The organism is Variovorax sp. DAIF25, from assembly GCF_050711835.1.
Taxonomy (GTDB): Bacteria; Pseudomonadota; Gammaproteobacteria; order Burkholderiales; family Burkholderiaceae_C; genus Variovorax.
Map to the genome: position 1 here is coordinate 7,164,972 of NZ_CP136636.1, position 20,520 is coordinate 7,185,491.

The window sequence follows — 20,520 nt, forward strand, 5'->3', positions numbered from 1 at the left end:
CCTTCGCGAGACGGCCTCTCGCTAGTTCAACAGCCGCTCGGGATTCGCATCGAGCTTCGCGAGCGCCTCGCGCGTGGCGCGCACCGTCAGCGTCTCTTCCTCGGCCGGCACCAGCAGGCCCGCCTGCAGGTAGGACGCGAGCCGCCCGGCCTGGATCAGGAAGCTGCGCCCGTCGGCCGAGGCGAACAGGTGCAGCTGCTTGCGGTCGCTGCGCCAGACGAACTGGACCTGGCTCACGCGGTCGTTGTGGTCGAGCATGAACCAGGTGCCCACCTGCAGCTCGTTGGCCCAGGCCAGCATGTCCTCGGTCGCGCGCGCGCCCGCCGTGTCGGCCACGACCTCGATGGTGCTCGCATCCACGCCCAGCAGCAGCTCGATGTTGGTGGCGTCGAGCGGCAGGTCGGCGTCGCCGCCGCTGTCGCTCACGAAGTCCTCGAGGTGCGCCAGCCGCTCGGCCATGGCCTCGATCTTGGCCTGCGGAATGGCCTCGGTCTTGAGCATGAAGGCATCGGAGAGCGTCGCACCGATGGTCTTGATGTAGGCCTCCTGCGGCTCGCCGACGATGCCCAGCAGCGCCATGCCCTGGCGCAGGCGCTGCAGCAGCTGCGGCAGGTCCTGGATCACGCGCGCGCGGTCGGTGCGGCTGGGCTTGGCGCTCGCGGCCCACACCAGTTCCGAAGCCGCGCGCTTGAGCGTCACGGTCTGCTCGTCCTGGCCGCCGTAGCGCAGCGCGGCGATCGCCAGCACCTCGGCCCAGACCTTGAACAGGAACTCGCGGATCTCGTCGCGCACCGGCATGTCGTTGAGCATCTTGCGCAGCTCGATGGTGTACTGGATCGCCATCGTCTCCTTCTGCTCGACCTGCTGCGCCACGCTCATCACGCGCTGCGCGGTGTCGCTCTGCGTGAGGTAGCGGTTGAGGAAGGCGACGAATTCGTCGAACACCAGCTTGAAGACGCGCTGCCCGGTCTCGGGGTACTGCTCGATCACCTGCACCACGCGCTTGATCTCGTTCTCGAGCGCGCTGCCCGAGATCGCGGCCGCGTCGAAGCCCATCACGCACGAGCCCATGCGGTCGATCAGCATGCGCGCGGGATGCTGCAAGGTGCCGAAGAACTCGGGCTCGGCGATGGCCACGCGCAGCACCGGCATCTGCAGCCGCGCGAACCACACGCGCGCCGAGAACGGAATGCGCTCCTCGGCCAGGATGGCCTGGAACATCAGCGCCACGATCTCGACCGTGGCCTTGTCGGCGGTGGTCGGCGCGCGCTTCTTGAGTTCGGTGCTGCGGCGGCGCAGGTCGACCGCGCTCTGCTGGATCATCGTGGCCTGCTCGCCCGCGGCTTCCAGGTATTGGGTGGCAGCCGCGCGGTAGGCGGCCTCGGCGTCGGCGATGGCGCCCGCGAAGGTGCGCGAGAAGGGCCGTGGCGCGCCGAAGTCGACGCCGCCGGCGCTGCCGCGGCCGTCGACGCCGATCGACGAGGCCGGCTGCGTGCTGTTGCCGGTGTCGCCGCCGATGCGGCCGGTGACGAAGCGCTTGAGGTTCAGCAGCGCGGTCTGGGCGCGCTGGCGTGCCGTGGCCAGCGGCGAACTGCCGGCGGGCGCACCGCCGCCGCCGCGCTGGAATGTGCCGGGCATGGAGGCCGCCGACGGCATCGCGCCGCCCGGCGCTGCATGGCCGCCGGCTTGCCAAACGCCCGATGCGCCCGGCGCGCCCGGGCCGGTCGCGCCGCCCGAGGCCGCGCCGCCGGTGCGCCGCACGAAGCTCTTGAGATCGATCTCGGGCATCACGCCGTGGGCGACCAGGTGGGTGTTGGCGTCCTCGTAGGCCTTGGCGACCACGTCGACCAGCTGCGCCTGCACCGTGTCCTGCACGCGGGTCCAGAGCTGGCGGCTCAGACCGGCGGCCAGCCATTGCTCGACCAGCAGCTTGGCCAGGGTCTCGGGCTTGAGCACGTCCTTGCCGTCGAGCTCGCTCGTGCCCTCGAGGTGCTGGATGCGCAGCCGCAGGTCGCTGAGCTCGAAGCTCGCGCGGTCGTGGATCATCTGCGCCAGGCGCGAGGAGAGGATGTTGCTTTCCACCACCTCGTCGCCGATCAGCTCGAGCCGCAGCATCTGCGTGTGCGAGGTCGAGGTGTGGAAGCCGCTGGCGCCGCTCTCGCCGAGCGCCTTGCGCCAGCCGGTCTGAGCGAGCGACACCCATTGCGAGGCATTGCCCTGGAACGCCACGAAGTCGTCGCGGTGCTCCTGCATGGCGCGCGCGCTGCCGACCTCGGAGGCCAGCTGGGTCAGGCGGTCGCGGATGGCACGGGCCAGCGGAACGATGGCGCCTTCCGTCGCCAGCACGAAACGCTCACGCGTCTCGCGCGCGAGCTGCAGGGACGAGGCTGATCGCGCAATGCTCATTGAGGAAGATCAGGGGGCAGGTACCGGTTTCACCCGACAGACGCGAGCTTGCATCGGGAAGCGCATCCGCACAAGGGTGCGCTTCCTGTCGCGTTGCATGGGCGCCTCGCGGCGAGGGACGGGCCCGACTTTACCTTGCCCAGCGGATGCCGCAGGGGCGCCGCTTCAGACCACCGCGCCGGCGTTCGGATCGTCCGGATCGCCGTCGCGCTTGACCGGGCCCTTGATCAGGTCCTCGCGCTTGATGCCGAGCCACATGGCGATCGCCGCCGCCACGAAGCACGACGAGTAGATGCCGAAGCAGATGCCGATGGTGAGTGCCAGCGCGAAGTAGTGCAGCGTCGGGCCGCCGAAGAAGAACATCGACAGCACCACGAGCTGCGTGGAGCCGTGGGTGATGATGGTCCGGCTGATGGTCGAGGTGATCGCGTTGTCGATGATCTCGGTGGTCGTCATCTTCCGGTAGCGCCGGAAGTTCTCGCGGATCCGGTCGAAGATCACGACCGATTCGTTCACCGAGTAGCCCAGCACCGCCAGCACCGCCGCCAGCACCGCGAGCGAGAACTCCCACTGGAAGAAGGCGAAGAAGCCCAGGATGATCACCACGTCGTGCAGGTTGGCCAGCACGGTGGCGAGCGCGAACTTCCACTCGAAGCGGAACGCCAGGTAGATCATGATCCCGACCACCACCATGCCCAGCGCCTTCAGGCCGTTGGTGGTGAGCTCCTCGCCCACCTGCGGGCCGACGAACTCGATGCCGCGCTGCGTGGCGGAAGGGTCGATGGCCTTGAGCGCGGCCATCACCGGCACGCTCTGCTGCTCGGCGCTCATGCCCTGGCGCGCCGGCAGGCGGATCTGCACGTCGCGCGAGCTGCCGTAGTTCTGCACCAGCACTTCCTGGTAGCCGAGCTTGCTCACGGCGTCGCGGATCTTGCCGACGTCGGCGGGCTGCGAATAGGCCACCTCCATCACGGTGCCGCCGGTGAACTCGACCGACAGGTGCAGGCCGCGGTGCATCAGGAAGAACACCGCCAGCGCGAAGGTCGCGAAGGAGATGATGTTCAGCACCAGGGCATGGCGCATGAACGGAATGGTGCGGTGGATGCGGAAGAACTCCATGGCCTTCTTTCCTTACTTGGCTTCGGCCACGGACGTACCGTCGGCGGTATCGGTCTTGGGGCGCCAGACGGTGCCGATCGACACGCTCTTGAGCTTCTTCTTGCCGCCGTACCAGAAGTTCACGATGCCGCGCGAGAAGAACACGGCCGAGAACATCGAGGTCACGATGCCCAGGCAGTGCACCACCGCGAAGCCGCGCACCGGGCCGGAGCCGAAGGCCAGCAGCGCGATGCCCGCGATCAGCGTGGTCACGTTGGAGTCGAGGATGGTGCCCCAGGCGCGGTCGTAGCCGGCGTGGATGGCCGCCTGCGGCGAGGCGCCGTTGCGCAGCTCCTCGCGCACGCGCTCGTTGATCAGCACGTTGGAGTCGATCGCCACGCCGATCGCGAGCGCCATGGCCGCGATGCCGGGCAGCGTGAGCGTGGCCTGGATCATCGACAGCAGCGCCACCAGCAGCAGCAGGTTGACCGCCAGCGCGATCGACGAGAACAGGCCGAACAGCGCGTAGTACACGCACATGAAGACCATGATCGCCAGGAAGCCGTACATCACGGACTTGATGCCCTTGTCGATGTTGTCGGCGCCCAGCGTCGGGCCGATGGTGCGTTCCTGGATGATTTCCATCGGCGCGGCCAGCGAGCCGGCGCGCAGCAGCAGCGCGAGGTCGTTGGCCTCGGTCACGCTCATCGAGCCCGAGACCTGGAAGCGGTTGCCGAGTTCGCCGTTGATCGAGGGAGCCGTGAGCACTTCGCCCTTGCCCTTCTCGAAGATCATCATCGCCATGCGCTTCTTGTAGTTCTCGCGGCTGACGTCGCGCATGATGTTGCCGCCCTTGGCGTCCATCGTCAGGTCGACCTTGGGCTGGTTGCTCTGCTGGTCGAAGCCGGGCTGCGCGTCGGTGAGGTTCTCGCCGGTGACCAGCACCTGCTTCTTGACGATCACCGGGCGGCCCGCGCGGTCGAAGAACTTCTCGGAGCCGAAGGGCACCGGCCCGCCGCTGAGCTCGGCCGCGCGGCCTTCGGACGATTCGTCGACCAGGCGCATCTCGAGGGTGGCGGTGCGGCCGAGGATTTCCTTGGCCTTGGCCGTGTCCTGCACGCCCGGCAGCTGCACGACGATGCGGTCGATGCCCTGCTGCTGGATCACGGGTTCGGCCACGCCGAGTTCGTTGATCCGGTTGTGCAGCGTGGTGATGTTCTGCTTGAGCGCGGCGTCCTGCAGGCGGCGCGCGGCCTCGGGCTTGATGGTGGCGACGAGGCGCCAGTTGCTGCCGTCCGGACCGTCGGTGGTCGTGAGGTCGGGGAACTGGTCCTGGATCAGCTGCTTGGCCTTTTCCAGCGCCGCGGCGTCGCGGAAGGTCACCTCGACGGCCTGGCCGTTGCGGCTCACCTGGGTGCCGCGGATGTCCTTCGAGCGGAAGTTGGTGCGCAGGTCGCTCGCGAAGGATTCGGCCTTCTTGTCGATGGCGCCCTTCATGTCGACCTGCAGCAGGAAGTCGACGCCGCCGCGCAGGTCGAGCCCCAGGTACATCGGGAAGGCATGCAGCGCCGTGAGCCACTTGGGCGAGCGCGACACCAGGTTCAGCGCCACCGTGTAGGGCGGGTCGGCGGCGTCGGGCACCAGCGCATGCTGGATCAGGTCGCGCGCCTTGAGCTGCTCGTCGGGGCTGCCGAAGCGAGCGCGCAGCGAGCCGCCATCGAGCGTGATCAGATCGGGCACGAGGTCGCCCGCCTTCAGGGCCTCCTCGACGCGGGTCTGGGTGGCGCTGTCGACCTTGACGGTCGACTTGGCCGACGAGACCTGCACCGCAGGTGCCTCGCCGAAGAAATTGGGCAGGGCATAGATCAGCCCCACGAGCAGCACGATCACGATGATCGCGTACTTCCAGACCGGGTAACGGTTCATGAGATCGCGCTTTTCAGAGACGGCAGGAACGGGACACGGCGTGACTTGAGGTCCGGGGCAACGAAGCGCAAGACCGGGCCACGCTTTTCTTTCTTATTTGACGGCGCCCTTGGGCAGCACCTGCACCACCGCGCTGCGCTGCACCTTGATCTCGACGCCGTTGGCGATCTCGAGGCCCAGGTACTGGTCGCCGACCGAGGTGATCTTGCCGAGCACGCCGCCGGCGGTGGCGACTTCATCGCCCTTGACCAGCGCCTCGATCATCGCGCGGGCTTCCTTCTGGCGCTTCATCTGCGGGCGGATCATGACGAAATACAGCACCACGAACATGAGCACCAGGGGGAGCATGCTGCCCAGCGAGGACAACATGTCGCCACCTCCGGCAGCGGGAGCGGCGGTCTGGGCGAAAGCGGTAGAAATGAACAAGGAAGTCTCCAACAGAGGGAAGAGGTAATGACTCCGGCGCGAGCCGCGCTCGGGGTTCGGCGGCACCAGGGCCTTCGCACCAGGGCCTTCGAACGGGCCAAGGGTCAACGGGCACGGGCCGCGAATCGAAGCCAGGCGGGGGCTTGGCCGCCGCACAGCACCGGGCATTGTATTCGTGGCGAAGCGCCGCTCCGCGCGCTTATCCGGCGCGGGGCGGTGGGCATTCGGTGTTTGGGAGGCGCTCCTGGATTGCTATGTTTTGAATAGCATCGATCCTAAGCGGTGCCCGTGACAGCACGGTTTCGGCGCCAGGCCCACAGGCCCGGCGCCGGCGCGGCCGGGCCAGCGCTCAGGCCGCCGCGCGTTCGGCGCGGGGCTGGCGCCACTTGGCCAGCAGCTCGTTCCAGCGCAGGCGCGCGGCCTCGAGATTGCGTTCCTTCACGTGGCCATAGCCGCGGATCTGCTCGGGCAGCGCCGCGATCTCGAGCGCCAGCGCATGGTTGTCGGCGCGCAGCGCGCCGATCACCTCGTCGATGCTCGCGCGGTACTCGCCGATCAGCGCGCGCTCGGTCTTGCGCTCCTCGGTGCGGCCGAACAGGTCGAAGGCGGTGCCGCGCAGGCCCTTGAGCTTGGCCAGCAGCCTGAAGCCCGTCAGCATCGAGGGGCCGAACTTCTGCTTCAGCAGCTGGCCCTTGGCGTTCTTCTTCGCGATCAGCGGCGGCGCGAGGTGGTAGTTGAGCTTGAAGTCGCCCTCGAACATGCCCTCGATGCGCTCGAGGAAGGCGCGGTCGGTGTGCAGCCGCGCGACCTCGTACTCGTCCTTGTAGGCCATGAGCTTGAACAGGTAGCGCGCCACCGTCTCGGTCAGCGCGCTCTTGCCGGTCAGGCTGCTCTCGGCCTGCTGCACCTTGGCGACGAAGCGGCGGTACTCGTCGGCATAGGCCGCGTTCTGGTAGCCGGTCAGGAACTCGACGCGGCGCGCCACCAGGCTGTCGACGCTCTCGCGCTTCTTGAACTCGATCACCTGGCCGGGACGCACGCGCTTTTGCAGCTCGTCGGGCCGCACGGCGGCCTGGCGGCCCCATTCGAAGGCGGCCTTGTTGTTCTCGATCGCCACGGCATTGAGCTCGATCGCGCGCATCAGCGACTCGTGCGCCAGCGGGATCCAGCCCTTCTGCCAGGCGTAGCCCAGGATCATCGGGTTGACGTAGATGGTGTCGCCCATCAGCGCGGTCGCGGCCGCGTCGGCATCGAAGGCGCCCACGCCCTCGGCTCCCACGGCGCGCGCGATCTCGGCGGCACAGGCGTCCTCGGGGTTCTGCCAGTTGGCGTTGCGCACGAAGGCGGCCGTGGGCGCGCTGTGCGTGTTGAGCGCCACGTGGGTGCGGCCCTCGCGCATGCGCGCCATGGTCTCGCCGTTCACCGACACCAGCGGGTCGCAGGCCAGGATCAGGTCGGCCGCCGCCGTGCCCACGCGGGTGGTGCGGATGTCGCCCTGGGTGTCGCCGATCAGCACGTGGCTCCAGGTGGCGCCGCCCTTCTGCGCCAGGCCGGCCGCGTCCTGCGTCACGATGCCCTTGGCCTCGATGTGCGCGGCCATGCCCAGCAGCTGGCCGATGGTGATCACGCCGGTGCCGCCGACGCCGGCCACCACCACGCCCCAGACCTTGCCGCCGGCCAGCGACGGGATCGCGGGCTCGGGCAGCAGGCCGAACTCGGCCGGCGTGGCCGCCTTGTTCTTCGCCTTCTTCTTGAGCTGGCCGCCCTCGACGCTGACGAAGCTCGGGCAGAAGCCCTTGAGGCAGCTCATGTCCTTGTTGCAGGTGCTCTGGTTGATCGTGCGCTTGCGGCCGAACTCGGTCTCCAGCGGCTCCACGCTCAGGCAGTTGCTCTGCACGCCGCAGTCGCCGCAGCCTTCGCAGACCAGCTCGTTGATGACCACGCGCTTGGCCGGATCGACGGCCGTGCCCCGCTTGCGGCGGCGGCGCTTCTCGGTGGCGCAGGTCTGGTCGTAGATGATGGCCGTGGTGCCCGGCATCGCGCGGAACTCGCGCTGGATCTCGTCGAGCAGGTCGCGGTGCTTGACCTGCACGTGGTCGCCCGGAATGCTGACGCCCTCGTACTTCTCGGGCTCGTCGGTCACGATCACGACCTTCTTGGCACCCTCGGCATGCAGGCTCTCGGCGATCTGCAGCACCGAGTGGCCCTCGGGGCGCTCGCCCACGGTCTGGCCGCCGGTCATCGCGACCGCGTCGTTGTAGAGGATCTTGTAGGTGATGTTCACGCCGGCCGCGATGCTCTGGCGGATCGCCAGCAGGCCGCTGTGGAAGTAGGTGCCGTCGCCGAGGTTGGCGAAGATGTGCTGGTCGGTCGTGAACGGCTGCTGGCCCACCCATGGCACGCCCTCGCCGCCCATCTGCGTGAAGCCGATGGTGGAGCGGTCCATCCAGGTCGCCATGAAGTGGCAGCCGATGCCGCCCATGGCGCGCGAGCCCTCGGGCACCACGGTGCTGGTGTTGTGCGGGCAGCCCGAGCAGAACCAGGGCTGGCGCGCGTCCTTCACGCCCTCGGCCTGGATCACCTGCATCGAGCGCTCCTTGGCCTCGAGGATCGCGAGCTGCGCGTCGATGCGCGCCGCCATGTCGGAGCCGGCGGGCAGCAGGCCCGTCTTCTTGAGGCGCCCGGCGATGGCCTTGGCGATCAGCGCCGGGTTCAGGTCGGCATTGGCGCGCAGCAGCGTGTGGGCGGTCGGGTTGGGCATCGACCATTCGCCGCCCGAGTAGCCCTCGGCCGCGTGCACCTCGCCCTCGTCGAACTTGCCGACCACGTTGGGCCGCACGTCGGAGCGCCAGTTGTAGAGCTCTTCCTTGAGCTGGTATTCGATGACCTGGCGCTTCTCCTCGACCACCAGGATCTCCTGCAGGCCGGTCGCGAACTCGCGCGTGAGCTGCGCCTCGAGCGGCCACACCACGCCCACCTTGTGCAGCCGGATGCCGAGCTGGCGGCAGGCCGCGTCGTCCAGGCCCAGGTCGATCAGGGCCTGGCGGGTGTCGTTGTAGGCCTTGCCGCTGGCCATGATGCCGAAGCGGTCGTTCGGGCCCTCGATCACGTTGTGGTTGAGACGGTTGGCGCGGATGTAGGCCAGCGCGGCATACCACTTGTAGTGCATGAGCCGGGCTTCCTGCTCCAGCGCATGGTCGGGCCAGCGGATGTGCAGGCCACCGGGCGGCATCTCGAAGTCGGTCGGGATCACGATGTCGACGCGCTCGGGGTCGATCATGGCCGTGGCGCTCGACTCGACGATCTCCTGGATCGTCTTCATGCCCGACCACACGCCCGAGAAGCGGCTCAGCGCGAAGGCGTGGATGCCGAGGTCGAGGATTTCCTGCACGTTGGCCGGGAAGAACACCGGCGTGCCGCAGGCCTTGAAGATGTGATCGCTCTGGTGCGCCGCGGTCGAGCTCTTGGAGATGTGGTCGTCGCCGGCCACCGCGATCACGCCGCCCCAGGCGGTGGTGCCCGCCATGTTGGCGTGCTTGAAGACGTCGGAGCAGCGGTCCACGCCCGGGCCCTTGCCGTACCAGATGCCGAAGACGCCGTCGAACTTGTTGGTGCCCTGTGGCGAGAAGCCCAGCTGCTGGGTGCCCCACAGCGCGGTGGCCGCGAGTTCCTCGTTCACGCCGGGCTGGAAGACGATGTTCTGTTCCTTGAGGAACTTGCTGGCCTTCCACAGCGCCTGGTCGTAGCCGCCGAGCGGCGAGCCGCGGTAGCCGCTGATGAAGCCGGCGGTGTCCTTGCCGACCTGCTTGTCGCGCAGGCGCTGCAGCATCGGCAGCTTGACCAGGGCCTGGACCCCGCTCATGAATGCGCGCCCGTAGTCGAGGCTGTATTTGTCGTCGAGCGTGACGGTTTCTAGCGCGCGGCGGATGTGCTCGGGCAGCGGGGCGTTCATACGGTACTCCCTTCGCAAACATGCTCGCCGCCAAATCCAGTGCGTCCGCCTACGCCGTCCGCGCCGTACTTGTGCCTTCGGCGCAACCCGCGTTGCGGGTTGTCGTCGAGCGTGACGGTCTCTAGCGCGCGGCGGATGTGCTCGGGCAGCGGGGCATTCATGTCTGTCGTCTCCGTGGTGGCAGGGCCTTGTGGGCCTGGCTGATAGGTGCGGGTCTGTGCCCGGTCGGGCGCGAGCCCATGATCACGCAAAGTGTATGCCGGGGTCCGCGACAGGTGTTTGCTTTCCATGCCCCCAAAAAGCCACTTCCAGAAAGAAGATTGCTTAATATCGAGGCTTATGGAAAGTATTGACAAGTTCGACCTTGCCATCCTGCAAGAACTGCAGACCGACGGCCGCCTCACCAACGCCGAGCTTGCGCAGCGCGTGGGCCTGTCGGCCGCGCCCTGCTGGCGCCGCGTGCGCGCGCTGGAGGAGGCCGGCTTCATCAAGGGCTACCGCGCCGAGATCGACCGGCACAAGATCGGGCTGGGCGTGCTCGCTTTCGTGCGCGTCGACACCGAGCGCGTCACCAACGAAGCGACCCGCAAGCTCGAGGACGCCATCCGCAAGATGCCCGAGGTCGTGGCCTGCCACTACATCAGCGGCACCGGCACCTTCGAGCTGCAGGTGGTGGCGCGCGACCTCGACGGTTTCTCCGCCTTCGCGCGGCAGCACCTGATGAACCTGCCGAACGTGAAGGACCTGCACACCAGCTTCTCGCTCGGCGAGGTCAAGGCGAGCAGCGCGCTGCCGCTGGGGCACCTGGCGAAGTAGCGGCCGCGAGTGCCCGACGGGACCGGCGCCGATGGGCGACGGAACCCGCCGCCCGCCAGCCTAAAATCCTCGCCCACCCCAACCGCCACCCGGCGCACCCGAGGACTCCGCATGACCCCCACCCGCCGCGCCCTGGCGCTTGGCTTTGCCGCCGCCGTGCTGGCTTTCGGCGCCCTGGCACCCGCCCAGGCGCAGAACCGCGAACTGACCGTGGCCTCCAGCGCCACCTATGCGCCGTTCGCGTTCGAGAACAAGGACAAGCAGATCGTCGGCTTCGACATCGACATCATCAACGCCATCGCGAAGCAGCAGGGCCTGAAGATCAAGATCGTGAACACGCCGTTCACCGGCATCTTCGGCGCGCTCAACAACGGCGACGTCGACCTGGTGATCTCGGGCGTGACGATCAACGAGAAGCGCAAGCAGAGCTACGACTTCACGCCGCCCTACTTCGCGGCGCGCCAGCTGATCGCGCTGCCGAAGAACAGCACGGTCGCCTCGCTCAAGGACCTCACGGGCAAGAAGATCGCGGTGGTGAGCGCCTCGACGGCCGACGACATCGCGTCGCGCGAGTTCGGCAAGACCAGCCCGAACATCCGCCGCTTCGAGAGCACGCCGCTGATCATCTCCGAGCTGGCCGGCGGTGGCGTCGACGCGGCGATGGGCGACAACGGCGTGATCGCCTACCGCGTGTCGCAGAACCCCGATCTGAAGACCGTCGACGACAAGTCCTTCCCCGAGGAAGGCTTCGGCATCGTGGTGAAGAAGGGCGACAAGGCGCTGCTCGACAAGCTCTCGGCCGGCCTGGCGGCGATCCGCGCCGATGGCAGCTACGTGACGATCTACAAGAAGTGGTTCAACAAGGACCCGAACGTGCGCTGAGCCGCACGGCCCCCGTTTTGCTCCCACGGCCGCGCTTCGCGGCCGTTTCGTTTTTCTTTTCGTTCGTTTCTCTGCATTGAAGGAAGCCGCCATGGAACAACCGGTGTTGCTGTTCGGATGGTTCCGCTGGGACATCCTGGTCGAATACAAGGACCTGTTCTGGCAGGGCGCCTGGATGACCTTGCGCATGACGGTGGTCTGCGTGCTGCTGGGCGCGAGCTGGGGCCTGTGCCTGGCGCTGGCGCGGCTCGCGCAGCCGCGGCATGCGCCCTGGACCTGGGTGGCGCGCTTCTTCCTGCGCTGGCCGGCCACGGTGTACGTGAGCTTCTTCCGCGGCACGCCGCTGTTCGTGCAGATCCTGCTGATCCACTTCGCGGTGATGCCGGTGTTCATCCACCCCACGTCCGGCCTGCTGATCGACGGCGAGCTCGCGCGCACGCTCAAGCAGGAGCACGGCGCGCTGATCTCGGGGGTGGTGGCGCTCACGCTCAATTCCGCGGCCTACATCTCCGAGGTGTTCCGCGCGGGCATCCAGTCGATCTCGCGCGGCCAGTTCGACGCCGGCCGCTCGCTGGGCTTCAACCCGGCGCAGGTGATGCGCTACGTGGTGCTGCCGCAGGCCTTCCGCCGCATGCTGCCGCCGCTGGGCAACAACGCGATCGCGCTGCTGAAGGACACCTCCCTGGTCTCGGCCATCGGCCTGGCCGAGCTGGCCTACGCGGCGCGCACGGTGGCCGGCGCCTATGCGCGCTACTGGGAGCCCTACCTCGCGATCTCGGTGATCTACTGGGTGATGACGCTGGTGCTGACCACGCTGCTGCGCCGGCTCGAGCACCGGCTCGCGCGCAGCGACCGCGGCTGACCACGAACTGACCGGCCGGGGCCTCGCGGCGACAATAGCCCCACATGCCCCCGATATCGCCCGAAGAGACGCCCATCCCGCCCGCGCGGCCGAAGCCGCCCAAGCTCGCCGCGCTCGAGCCGCTGAAGCTGCCGGTGTTCCGCATGCTGTGGAGCACCTGGCTGATCGCCAACATCTGCATGTGGATGAACGACGTGGCGGCGGCGTGGATGATGACCTCGCTGACCACCTCGCCGATCTGGGTCGCGCTGGTGCAGTCGGCCTCCACGCTGCCGGTGTTCCTGCTCGGCCTGCCCAGCGGCGCGCTGGCCGACATCCTCGACCGCCGGCGCTGGCTGATGGCCACGCAGTTCTGGCTCGCGGGCACGGCGATCGTGCTGTGCGCCGCGATCGCGCTCGACATGATGACCGCGCCGCTGCTGCTGGCGCTGACCTTCGCCAACGGCATCGGGCTGGCGCTGCGCTGGCCGGTGTTCTCGGCCATCGTGCCCGAGCTGGTGCCGCGCCCGCAGCTGCCCGCCGCGCTCGGGCTCAACGGCATCGCGATGAACGCCTCGCGCATCATCGGCCCGCTCACGGCCGGCATGCTGATCGCGAGCGCGGGCAGCGTCTGGGTGTTCGCGCTCAACGCGGTGCTGTCGGTGGCCTCGGGCTTCGTGGTGCTGCGCTGGCGCCGCGAGCACACGCCCAATCCGCTGGGCCGCGAGCGGCTGATCAGCGCGATGCGCGTGGGCGTGCAGTTCGTCTGGCAGTCGCAGCGCATGCGCGCGGTGCTCAGCCGCATCACGATCTTCTTCTTCCATTCGACGGCGCTGCTGGCGCTGCTGCCGCTGCTGGCACGCAACCTCCAGGGCGGCGGCGCGGGCACCTTCACCCTGCTGCTGGCGGCCATGGGCTCGGGCGCGATCGTGGCGGTGCTGTTCCTGCCGCGGCTGCGCCAGGCGCTGGGGCGCGACCAGCTGGTGCTGCGCGGCACCGCGCTGCAGTCGGCCGCCACGGCGGTGATGGCCTTCGCGCCCAACGCCTGGGTCGCGGTGCCGGCGATGTTCTTCGGCGGCATGGCCTGGATCACGGTGGCCAATTCGCTCTCGGTGTCGGCCCAGCTCGCGCTGCCCGACTGGGTGCGCGCGCGCGGCATGTCGACCTACCAGATGGCGATCATGGGCGCGAGCGCGATCGGTGCCGCGCTGTGGGGCCAGGTCGCCACGGTCACCGACCTGCAGGTGAGCCTGGTCGTGGCCTCGGTCACCGGCACGCTGCTGATGCTGGCCGCGCTGCGCTGGGTCACCGACGTCTCTGGCGAGGACGACACCACGCCCGCCAAGGCCGGCTGGGCCTCGGGGCCGCCGACCGAGGCGCCGCAGGAGAACGGCCGCGTGGTGATCAACGTCGAATTCATCATCGACCCGGCGCGCGCCGCGGCCTTCCACCTGGTGATGCAGCAGACGCGCCGCGCGCGGCTGAGCCAGGGCGCGATCGGCTGGGAGCTGCTGCACGACATCGGCGAGCCGGGCCGCTACGTCGAGCAGATCGTCGACGAGAGCTGGACCGAGCACCTGCGCCGCTTCAACCGCGCGACCGCCGCCGACATGGCGCTGCGCGAGCGCCGGCTGGCCTTCCACCTGGGCGAATCGCCGCCGGTGGTCACGCGCTACGTCGTGCGCCGCTGATCCACGGAGCTCCCAAGCCATGAAGACGACCCAGGTCGCCACGCTGTTCTGCTGCCTGTTCCTCATCGGCTCGGCCGAGGTGGTGGCCGGCCCGATGATGGGCGCGATGAGCGCCGACCTCGGCGTGCGCTCGAGCGCCATCGCCTACCTGCCGGCCGCCTACGGGCTCGCCTACGGCGCCTTCGCGCTGATCGCGGGGCCGCTGTCGGACCGCTGGGGCCGCCGGCGGCCGCTGCAGGCCGGGCTGCTGGGCTTCGCGCTGCTGAGCGCGGCACTGCCGAGCGCGCCGAGCCTGACGGTGGCGATCGTGCTGTCGGCGCTGGCCGGGCTGTGCGCGGGTCTGATCCAGCCCAATGCGCTGTCGCTGGTGGCCGACGAATCGCCGCCCGAGCAGATCGGCCGCCGGCTCAGCCATGTCTTCGTCGGCCTGATGCTGGCCTTCGTGCTCACGCCGGTGGTCGCCGGCTGGCTGAGCGACACCGCGGGCTGGCGCTCGGCCTACTACACGCTCGCGGCGATGGCCGCGCTGGCCTTTCTCGCGGTGACGCGCACCTTCGTGCAGCGCGTGCCCGCGGCCGCGTCGCACGCGGGCTTCCTCGCCACGCACGCGCAGGCGCTGCGCACGCCCGGCGTGCGGCGGCGGCTCGCGGTCAGCTACCTCTGGCTCGGCTGGGTGGCGGGCTTCGGCGCCGTGGTGGCCGAGGTGGCGGCGCGCAAGCTGGTGCTGTCGTCGACCGACACCGGCCTGATCGCCGGCCTGTTCGGCCTGGCCGTGATCGCCGGCAACCTGGCCAGCGGCCGGCTGCAGCGCGCGCTCGGCGAAGCCGCGCTGCCGCTGGCGGCGCTGGCCGCGGCGGCGGGCCTGCTGGGTCTGGCACTGCCGGTGGGCTCGACCACGCAGCTGGTGCTGCTCGGCCTGCCCTGGGCCTTCGGCTACGGCTGCGCGGGACCGCTGCACCATGCGCGGCTCAGTGCGCTGTCGCAGCGCTACCGCGGCACCATCAACTCGTACCACGCGAGCCTGCTCAACCTCGGCATCTTCTCGGTCTCGTTCCTGCTCGGCAGCGTGGTGCCGCGCTTCCCCGTGGAGGTGTTCTGCGCGCTGGCCGGCGGCGTGACGCTGGTCGGCGCCTGCCTGCTGCTGCCGTGGCCGTGGCGCAAGGCCGGGGTGGCGACGACCTGAGCGCGACGACCTGAGCGCGACGACCCGAGCGCGGGGCGGCAGCCCGAGGAAAACCCTGACGCGACTTTTTTTGACCATTCGGATAATTTAGGTCATCATCCGCGCCGTCGCCACGAACGAGGACCACCCCGATGAACCCGGTCACCCTGCGCAGCCGCTTCTGGTCGGACCTGACCAGCGAAGAGTTCTCCCGCCTCGACCGCGAACGGCTGATCGCCGTGCTGCCGGTGGGCGCCACCGAGCAGCACGGTCCGCACCTGCCGATGTCGACCGACACCGCCACCATCGACGGCATGGTGCGCGCCACGCTCCCCCACCTGCCCGACGACCTGCCCGTGCTGTTCCTGCCCACGGTGCCCTACGGCAAGAGCAACGAGCACTCGCGCTACCCGGGCACGCTCACGGTCTCGGCCAGCACGCTGATCGCGATGTGGACCGACATCGGCGCCTGCGTGGCGCGCGCCGGCGTGCGCAAGCTGGTGCTCTACAACAGCCACGGCGGCCAGATGAGCGTGATGGACATCGTGGCGCGCGACCTGCGCGAAGCGCACGGGATGATGGTGGTGGCCGCCAACTGGTACACGCTGGGCCTGCCCGAGGGCCTGTTCACCGCGCACGAGGGCAAGCACGGCATCCACGCCGGCGACCTCGAGAGCTCGGTGATGCTGCACCTCACGCCCGACTACGTGCGCGCCGACCAGTTCCGCAACTTCCACTCGATGACCGAGGACCTCGCGGCCGAGAACAAGTACCTCTCGATCACGCCCAGCGGCAAGCTCGGCTGGCAGATGCACGACATCAACCCGATGGGCGCGGCCGGCGACGCCACCCGCGCCACCGCCGAGAAGGGCGCCGCGGTGCTCGACCACGTGGGCCGGCGCTTCGTCGACCTGCTGCACGAGATCGACCGCTTCCCGCTGTCGCGCCTCGCCAACGAGCCCGCCTGGCGCTAGGCTGGCGCCCCTCTCCGCCACGCCCTCCGGAACACCCCATGGAAAGCACCACGCCATCCACCCCCGATGCCGAAGCGCCGCTGGTCCGGCTGCGCAACGTCGGCAAGCGCTTCGCCAACGGAACGCTCGCGCTGCAGGGCATGTCGCTCGACATCGGCGCGCACGACTTCATCAGCTTCCTCGGCCCCTCGGGCTGCGGCAAGAGCACGGCGCTGCGGCTGATCGCGGGCCTCACGCGCGCTAGCAGCGGCGAGATGGCCTGGACCGGCGGCGCCGCGGCGCGCACCGACCGCGACCTGGGTTTCGTGTTCCAGGAACCCACGCTGATGCCCTGGGCCAAGGTGTTCGACAACGTCTGGCTGCCGCTCAAGCTCGCGGGCATGAAGCGCGACGCCGCCGCGCCCGTGGTGCAGCAGGTGCTCGAGATGGTCGGGCTCTCGCGCTTCGCCGACGTCTATCCACGCGAGCTCTCGGGCGGCATGAAGATGCGGGTGTCGATCGCGCGCGCACTGGTCACGCACCCGCGCCTGCTGCTGATGGACGAGCCCTTCGCCGCGCTCGACGAGATGACGCGCATCAAGCTCAACAACGACCTGCTCGCGATCTGGCGCGAGCACCGCTTCTCGGTGGTGTTCGTCACGCACAGCGTCTACGAGTCGGTCTACCTCTCGAACCGCATCGTGGTGATGGCCGCGCGCCCGGGCCGCGTGATCGACGAGATCCGCATCGACGAGCCCTATCCGCGCGGCGAGGCCTTCCGCACCTCGAGCCGCTACAACGCGCACTGCACCGCGGTGTCCCAATCCCTGCATGGAGCCCTGCATGGCGTCGACATCGATCACTGAGACCGCGGTCCCCGCCGTGCACGAGGACGATCTCGCCACGCCCTCGGCCGACGCCCAGCGCGCCCACGAGGACCGGCAGCGCCGGCGCGAATCGCTGCTGCGCATCGTGGTGCCCGCGGTGGTGGTCGGCGCGCTGCTGCTGCTGTGGGAATGGACCGTGCGCGCCAACAACATCCCGCACTACATCCTGCCCGCGCCCTCGCTGATCCTGAAGACGCTGTTCGACAACTGGGACACGCTGTCGAGCGCGCTGTGGTTCACCGTGCGGCTCACGCTGCTCGCGCTGGCCGCGGCCATCGTCGGCGGCGTGCTGCTGGCGATCGCCTTCGCGCTGTTCAAGTGGGTGGAGATCGGGCTGTTCCCGATCGCCGTGATCCTGCAGGTCACGCCGATCATCGCGATCGCGCCGCTGATCCTGATCTACGTCTCGAGCACCACCGCGGCACTGCTGCTGTGCGCCTGGATCGTGGCCTTTTTCCCGATCCTGTCGAACACGGTGGTGGGCCTCAAGAGCGCCGACAGCAACCTGCGCGACCTGTTCCAGCTCTACAAGGCCTCGCCCTGGCAGACCTTCCGCTACCTGCTCGCGCCCAGCGCGCTGCCCTACTTCATGGCGGGCCTGAAGATCGCGGGCGGCCTGAGCCTGATCGGCGCGGTGGTGGCCGAGTTCACCGCGGGCACGGCCGGCAAGGAAACCGGGCTGGCCTCGCGCATCCTCGAGTCGAGCTTCCGCACCGAGATCCCGATGATGTTCGCGGCGCTGCTGCTGGTGTCGCTGCTCGGGATCGTGATCTTCATCGTCTTCGCCGCGCTCTCGCGCCTGGTGCTGGGCCACTGGCATGAAAGCGAAATGCGCCGTGAACGCTAGGACCTCGCTCGCCCCGGCCGTCGACTGGGACGCGGTGCACTGCGACCTCGCGGGCCTGAACCTGGTCACCGCGCCGGGCCAGCGCAAGCAGCTGTCGAAGGACTTCTTCTGGTACAGCCCGATCCTCACGGCGCAGCTCTCGGGCTGCGTGGCCGAGCTGGTCGTGAAGGTCGGCACCGAGGACGACGTGCGCCAAGTCTGCGCCACCGCCGCCAAGTGGAAGCTGCCGCTCACGGTGCGCGCGGGCGGCACCGGCAACTACGGCCAGTGCGTGCCGCTCGAGGGCGGCCTGGTGATGGACGTGACGCAGCTGTGCCGCGTGCTCGACATCGGCGACGGCCGCATGCGGGTGGAGGCCGGCGCGCGCATGCACGACATCGACCTGGCCGCGCGCGAGACCGGCCAGGCGCTGCGCATGTGGCCCTCGACCTGGCACGTGGCCAGCATCGGCGGCTTCATCGCGGGCGGCTTCGGCGGCATCGGCTCGTTCCGCCACGGCATCCTGCGCGACCCCGGCAACCTGCTGCGCGCGCGCGTGATGACGGTGGAGCGCGAGCCGCGCGTGATCGAGCTGGCGGGCGACGAGATCCAGCAGGTGCACCATGCCTACGGCACCAACGGCGTGATCCTCGACGTGGAGGTGGCGCTGAGCCCGGCCGTCGACTGGGTGCACTGCACGGTGCTGTTCGAGCGCTACCGCGCGGCGCTGGACTTCGGCATCGCGGCCAGCACGCCCGATCTCGACCTGTTCCTGCTGTCGACCGTGGAGGCGCGCTTCTCGCCCTACTACACGGCGATGGGCGAGCACTTTCCCGCCGACCGGCATGCGGTCTTCACGATGGTGGCGCCCGCGTCGATGGAAGACTTCCGCGCGCTCGCCGCCGCGCACGGCGGCCACATCGCGCTGGCCGGCACCGAGGCCGAGCTGCTCGCGGCCGGCCTGCCGCCGGCCTACGAATGCGCGTTCAACCACACGACGCTGCAGGCGCTCAAGATGGACCGCGGCTGGACCTACCTGCAGGTGGCCTATGCGCAGCCCTTCGATCCCGCGGTGGTCGAGCGCCACCTCGAGATCTTCGGCGACGAGGTGCTGCAGCACCAGGACTTCGCGCGCGCGGGCGGCGAGGCCGGCACCTTCGGCATCCTGCTGGTGCGCTGGACCGGCGAGGCGCGCCAGTACGAGCTGATCCGCGAGATCGAGTCGCAGGGCGGCTGCAAGATCTTCAACCCGCACGTGGTGACCATCGAGGACGGCGGCATGAAGACCATCGACACGCAGCAGATCGAGTTCAAGAAGCGCAGCGACCCGATGGGGCTGATGAACCCCGGCAAGACGCGCGGCTGGACGCCCGACATGGCCACCGAGGGCTGAAAAGATTTAGGCTTCGCGTCCCGTCCTTTTCCAAGAAACCTCCACAGGAGCACGTCCCCATGCGCATCCCCGCTTTCCGCATCCGCCCGCTCGGCAGCCTGGCCCTCGGCCTGGCGCTGACCGCCGCCGCCTTCGCCGCGCAGGCGCAGGAGAAGGTCGTGTTCGCCACCAACTGGAAGGCGCAGGCCGGCCATGGCGGCTTCTACCAGGCGCTGGTGGACGGCACCTACAAGAAGTACGGCCTCGACGTCGAGATCCAGCAGGGCGGCCCGATGGTCAACAACCGGCCGATGCTGCCGGCCGGCAAGATCGATTTCCTGATGACCGGCAACCTGCTGCAGTCCTTCGACAACGTGAAGAACGGCGTGCCCACGGTGGTGGTCGCGGCCTTCTTCCAGAAGGACCCGCAGGCCATGTTCGCGCATCCGGGCCAGGGCTTCGACACCTTCAAGGACATGACCAAGGCGCCCGTGGCCTTCATCGGCAAGGACGGCCAGTTCAGCTTCTGGCAGTGGATGAAGTCGGAGCACGGCTTCAAGGATTCGCAGCTCAAGCCCTACACCTTCAACGTGGGCCCGTTCCTGGCCGACAAGAAGTCGATCCAGCAGGGCTACGCGATCTCCGAGCCGCTGTCGATCAAGGCCCAGGCCGGCTTCGACCCGGTGGTGCAGCTGCTGGCCGACAACGGCTTCTCGACCTACTCGACCACCATCGAGACGCGCGCCGACCTGGTGAAGACCAAGCCCGAGACGGTGCGCAAGTTCGTCGAGGCCTCGATCATCGGCTGGAACAACTACCTCTACGGCGACAACAAGGCCGCCAACGAGCTGATCGCCAAGACCAACCCCGACTCGCCCGTGGCCGCGCTGCAGGGCTCGATCGAGCTCATGAAGAAGATGGGCATCGTCGACAGCGGCGAGTCGCTGACCAAGGGCATCGGCGCGATGGACGAGGCGCGCGTGAAGGACTTCTACGACAAGATGGTCAAGGCCGGCCTCTACAAGCCCGGCGAGGTCGACCTGTCGAAGGTGGTCACGACCCAGTTCGTCAACAAGGGCGTGGGCCTGGACGTGCGCAAGAAGCTCACGGGCAAGTAAGCCGCGACCAAGGATCCGATCCACGACCACACCGATTTCTCCGCGGGCCGCGCGGTGCTTGCGCCGGGGTCAGATGCCGGCGCCTGGGATGCCATAAGGCACCGTGCGGCTCTTCATTCGCTGGGCTCTGACCCCGTATTGCCGCCTAGGACCTGTTAACGCTA

General features: G+C 68.9%; 16 protein-coding genes. 10 read left to right on the top strand and 6 right to left on the bottom strand.

The annotated features are described in order from the left end of the window. Positions 1-21 precede the first annotated feature (21 nt). The 6 genes from R0232_RS33210 to R0232_RS33235 form a co-directional block, all read right to left on the bottom strand. Complete coding sequence (locus R0232_RS33210) at positions 22-2,406, bottom strand: DUF1631 family protein (RefSeq protein ID WP_431510766.1); 2,385 nt, start codon at positions 2,404-2,406, stop codon at positions 22-24. A 165-nt stretch (positions 2,407-2,571) separates the two neighbouring features. Next, positions 2,572-3,525 carry a protein translocase subunit SecF gene (gene secF / locus R0232_RS33215; RefSeq protein WP_093351319.1) on the bottom strand — a complete coding sequence of 318 codons (954 nt, stop codon included), beginning with the start codon at positions 3,523-3,525 and terminating at the stop codon, positions 2,572-2,574. Positions 3,526-3,537: 12 nt separating this feature from the next. Continuing rightward, positions 3,538-5,430 (bottom strand): protein translocase subunit SecD, encoded by a 1,893-nt coding sequence (gene secD / locus R0232_RS33220; protein WP_296792098.1) that lies wholly within the window; start codon positions 5,428-5,430, stop codon positions 3,538-3,540. Between the two features lie 93 nt (positions 5,431-5,523). Beyond that, positions 5,524-5,856, bottom strand: coding sequence for a preprotein translocase subunit YajC (yajC, locus tag R0232_RS33225; protein ID WP_093351325.1), 333 nt, complete (start codon positions 5,854-5,856; stop codon positions 5,524-5,526). 349 nt (positions 5,857-6,205) lie between these two features. After that, the gene (locus R0232_RS33230) at positions 6,206-9,808 is read right to left on the bottom strand and encodes an indolepyruvate ferredoxin oxidoreductase family protein (protein ID WP_431510767.1); all 3,603 of its coding nucleotides are present in this window, start codon (positions 9,806-9,808) and stop codon (positions 6,206-6,208) included. Beyond that, positions 9,805-9,969: a hypothetical protein gene (locus R0232_RS33235; protein WP_431510768.1), complete on the bottom strand. Its 165-nt coding sequence runs from the start codon at positions 9,967-9,969 to the stop codon at positions 9,805-9,807. Before R0232_RS33235 ends, R0232_RS33230 begins: the two co-directional genes overlap by 4 nt. 178 nt (positions 9,970-10,147) lie before the next feature. Here R0232_RS33235 and R0232_RS33240 point away from each other — a divergent pair, with 178 nt between their 5' ends. The 10 genes from R0232_RS33240 (at position 10,148) to R0232_RS33285 (ending at position 20,356) form a co-directional block, all read left to right on the top strand. Beyond that, a complete protein-coding gene (locus R0232_RS33240) occupies positions 10,148-10,624 on the top strand; it encodes an Lrp/AsnC family transcriptional regulator (protein WP_057594358.1) in 477 nt (158 codons plus the stop codon). Between the two features lie 111 nt (positions 10,625-10,735). Beyond that, positions 10,736-11,506, top strand: a complete 771-nt coding sequence (locus R0232_RS33245) for a basic amino acid ABC transporter substrate-binding protein (RefSeq protein WP_093351330.1) — start codon at positions 10,736-10,738, stop codon at positions 11,504-11,506. Between the two features lie 91 nt (positions 11,507-11,597). After that, positions 11,598-12,368: an amino acid ABC transporter permease gene (locus R0232_RS33250; RefSeq protein WP_057595865.1), complete on the top strand. Its 771-nt coding sequence runs from the start codon at positions 11,598-11,600 to the stop codon at positions 12,366-12,368. Positions 12,369-12,412: 44 nt separating this feature from the next. After that, a complete protein-coding gene (locus R0232_RS33255) occupies positions 12,413-14,038 on the top strand; it encodes an MFS transporter (protein WP_093351332.1) in 1,626 nt (541 codons plus the stop codon). A 19-nt stretch (positions 14,039-14,057) separates the two neighbouring features. Beyond that, a complete protein-coding gene (locus tag R0232_RS33260; RefSeq protein ID WP_431510769.1) occupies positions 14,058-15,221 on the top strand; it encodes an MFS transporter in 1,164 nt (387 codons plus the stop codon). Positions 15,222-15,352: 131 nt separating this feature from the next. Further along, entirely contained in the window at positions 15,353-16,174 is an 822-nt protein-coding gene (locus tag R0232_RS33265) for a creatininase family protein (protein ID WP_203203336.1), read from the top strand. 38 nt (positions 16,175-16,212) lie between these two features. Further along, the gene (locus tag R0232_RS33270; protein WP_093351340.1) at positions 16,213-17,019 is read left to right on the top strand and encodes an ABC transporter ATP-binding protein; all 807 of its coding nucleotides are present in this window, start codon (positions 16,213-16,215) and stop codon (positions 17,017-17,019) included. After that, positions 16,997-17,887 (top strand): ABC transporter permease, encoded by an 891-nt coding sequence (locus R0232_RS33275; protein ID WP_431510770.1) that lies wholly within the window; start codon positions 16,997-16,999, stop codon positions 17,885-17,887. The genes R0232_RS33270 and R0232_RS33275 overlap by 23 nt, the downstream gene beginning before the upstream one ends. Continuing rightward, positions 17,859-19,259: an FAD-binding oxidoreductase gene (locus R0232_RS33280; RefSeq protein ID WP_431510771.1), complete on the top strand. Its 1,401-nt coding sequence runs from the start codon at positions 17,859-17,861 to the stop codon at positions 19,257-19,259. Before R0232_RS33275 ends, R0232_RS33280 begins: the two co-directional genes overlap by 29 nt. Positions 19,260-19,318: 59 nt before the next feature. Then, positions 19,319-20,356, top strand: coding sequence for an ABC transporter substrate-binding protein (locus R0232_RS33285; RefSeq protein WP_057595872.1), 1,038 nt, complete (start codon positions 19,319-19,321; stop codon positions 20,354-20,356). Positions 20,357-20,520: the final 164 nt, after the last annotated feature.